Genomic DNA, 2,205 nt, shown 5'->3' with positions numbered 1-2,205 from the left:
CCACCGGCGGCCGCGGCCTCTTCGGCCTCCCGCGCCCGACGCCGCGCCGCGCGACCACTGAGCACGGTGTCGTCGGTGATCTTGGGGATCTCACCGGTGAGCTCGGAGACGTTGAGTCCGCCGCCCTCGTCGGCCCGGCGACGCCGACGCCCGGCCGGGGCGTCCTGCTGCTCCGCGCCCATGCGCTTGAGCAACTCCGCCACGGTGATCTGCTGACCGTCTGAATCCTCGGCCATCGTCAGCTCCCCTTCCCGTCGCCGCCCACGTCCCGGTCGAGACGCTGCAGGATGAGCCCCTCTCGCAGAGCCCACGGACAGATTTTCACACTTTCCAGACCCAACGCACGCATGGACGCCTCCGCCACCAGCGCTCCCGCCACCACCTGATGCGAGCGGTCGGAGCTGATGCCCTCCAACTCTGCCCTGTCGGCGGCCGTCATGCGGGAGATAAACGCGATCACCTGCCGCAGACCGGCGGCCGTGAGGACCCGCTCCACGCGCGGGCCCTCCGACGACGGCGCCGCACCCGTGAGCCGGGCCAACATACGGAACGTCTTGGAGGTGGCGCACGCGAGGTCGGGCTCACCGGCCGCCCGGAGTTCCCGGGCCGGCCCGTCGAGCTCGGCGTCGATGTAGTCACGCAGCTGGTTGATGCGCTTGCGCTCCGGCGGGTCGGTCTTGAACCAGTCGTGGGTGAGCCGGCCGGCGCCCAGCTGCAGACTGAACGCCTGCTCGGGCAGCTCGTCCTCCCCGTGGGTCATTTCCAACGACCCACCACCGATGTCGAGGTTGATGATCCGCCCCGCGCTCCAGCCGTACCACCGACGCGCGGCGAGGAACGTCATGCGCGCCTCGTCCTCACCGGAGAGCACCCGCAGCTCGATGCCGGTCTCCTTCTCCACCTTGGCCAACACGTCGTCCGAGTTGGCCGCGTCGCGCACGGCGGAGGTGGCCAGCGCCATGACCTCGCGGCACTTGGTCGCCTCGGCGAGCTCGGCGGCCTCGTTGACCGCGTCGATGAGCCGGGCGATGCCCGTCTTGGAGATGTTGTTGTCGTCGTCCAGGTACTCGATCAGGCGTAGCCGGGTCTTGGAATCGTTCATGGGCGTGGGATGACCACCCCGGTGGGCATCGACCACCACGAAGTGGACCGTGTTACTTCCCACGTCCAGGACACCTAATCTCACACGACCACCCTAAACGGTCTACGGTCGCAGGTTGTGACCGCCACCGAACGCCCCCCGACCCCGGGCGCCCCTCAGCCCGAGGTCCCCCTCGACTTCCCGCGGGAGTGGTACACGTTCCCCGACCCCGCGAATGACGAACATCTGATCTCCGCCGACATGACCTGGCTGCTGTCGTCGTGGACGTGCGTCTTCGGCACGCCCGCCTGCCACGGCATCGACCGCGACCAGCCCGACTCCGGCTGCTGCACGCACGGCGCCTTCCTCTCCGACGACTCCGACCGGCAGCGGCTCGAGGCCAACGTCGCCCTGCTGCGTCCGGAGGAATGGCAGCACCGCGAGGCCGCCCACGCCGCCGCGACGGCGGAAGGGGCCGCGCAGGAGGCGTGGCTGGAGGAGGACGAACTGACCGGCGACGACGGCGAGATGGAGCCCGCTCTCAGGACGCGCCGCCTGGGCGGGAGGTGCGTATTCTTCAACGACGTCGGATGGCCGACCGGGTCGGGCTGCGCCCTGCACCACTTGGCCGGGCGGACGGGGCGGAGCCTGCCCGAGTCCAAGCCGGACGTGTGTTGGCAGCTGCCGATCCACGTGACCCGCGAATGGGAGACCCGTCCCGACGAGGTGGAAATCCTCCACACCCGCGTCGGCGAGTACGACCGCCGCGGCTGGGGCCCGGGCGGGCTGGACCTCGACTGGTACTGCACAGGCTCGCCCGAGGCTCACGTCGGCGTCGACCCCGTCTACATCTCCCTGCACGACGAACTCGTCGAGCTCCTGGGCGCGCAGTGCTACGAGGTGCTCGCCGCGGCGTGCCGGCGTCGGCGGCAGCTCGGGATCGTGGCCGTGCACCCGGCGACCGAGCGGGCGCAGACCGAACGAGCCAGCGAGACCTGACCGGGAAAGTCCGGAATCCGCTACCCTCCGTCCGGATCCGCTACCCGTGTAGGGGTAGCGGATCCGGACGGAGGGTAGCGGATTTCCAGCGGGGGCGGATGCTCCTATGGATGTCAAGCGGCTTT

At 70.0% G+C, this 2,205-nt stretch carries 2 protein-coding genes and 1 pseudogene; 1 reads left to right on the top strand and 2 read right to left on the bottom strand.

Annotated features, from left to right (window positions below):
- Positions 1 to 236 (bottom strand): annotated as a pseudogene (locus G6024_RS02700) (hypothetical protein); the annotation flags it as partial.
- 2 nt (positions 237 to 238) lie between these two features.
- Entirely contained in the window at positions 239 to 1,186 is a 948-nt protein-coding gene (locus G6024_RS02695) for a Ppx/GppA family phosphatase (RefSeq protein WP_172815755.1), read from the bottom strand.
- 33 nt (positions 1,187 to 1,219) lie between these two features.
- Between G6024_RS02695 and G6024_RS02690 the strand changes: the two genes are divergently transcribed.
- On the top strand, positions 1,220 to 2,080 hold the full coding sequence (locus G6024_RS02690) for a DUF3109 family protein (protein ID WP_159147904.1): 861 nt from the start codon (positions 1,220 to 1,222) through the stop codon (positions 2,078 to 2,080).
- Positions 2,081 to 2,205: the final 125 nt, after the last annotated feature.

The sequence above is a fragment of the Dietzia maris genome, assembly GCF_014144855.1.
GTDB lineage: Bacteria > Actinomycetota > Actinomycetes > Mycobacteriales > Mycobacteriaceae > Dietzia > Dietzia kunjamensis.
Note: the sequence above shows the minus strand (reverse complement) of the source record. Positions and strands in the feature narration are given on the sequence as shown.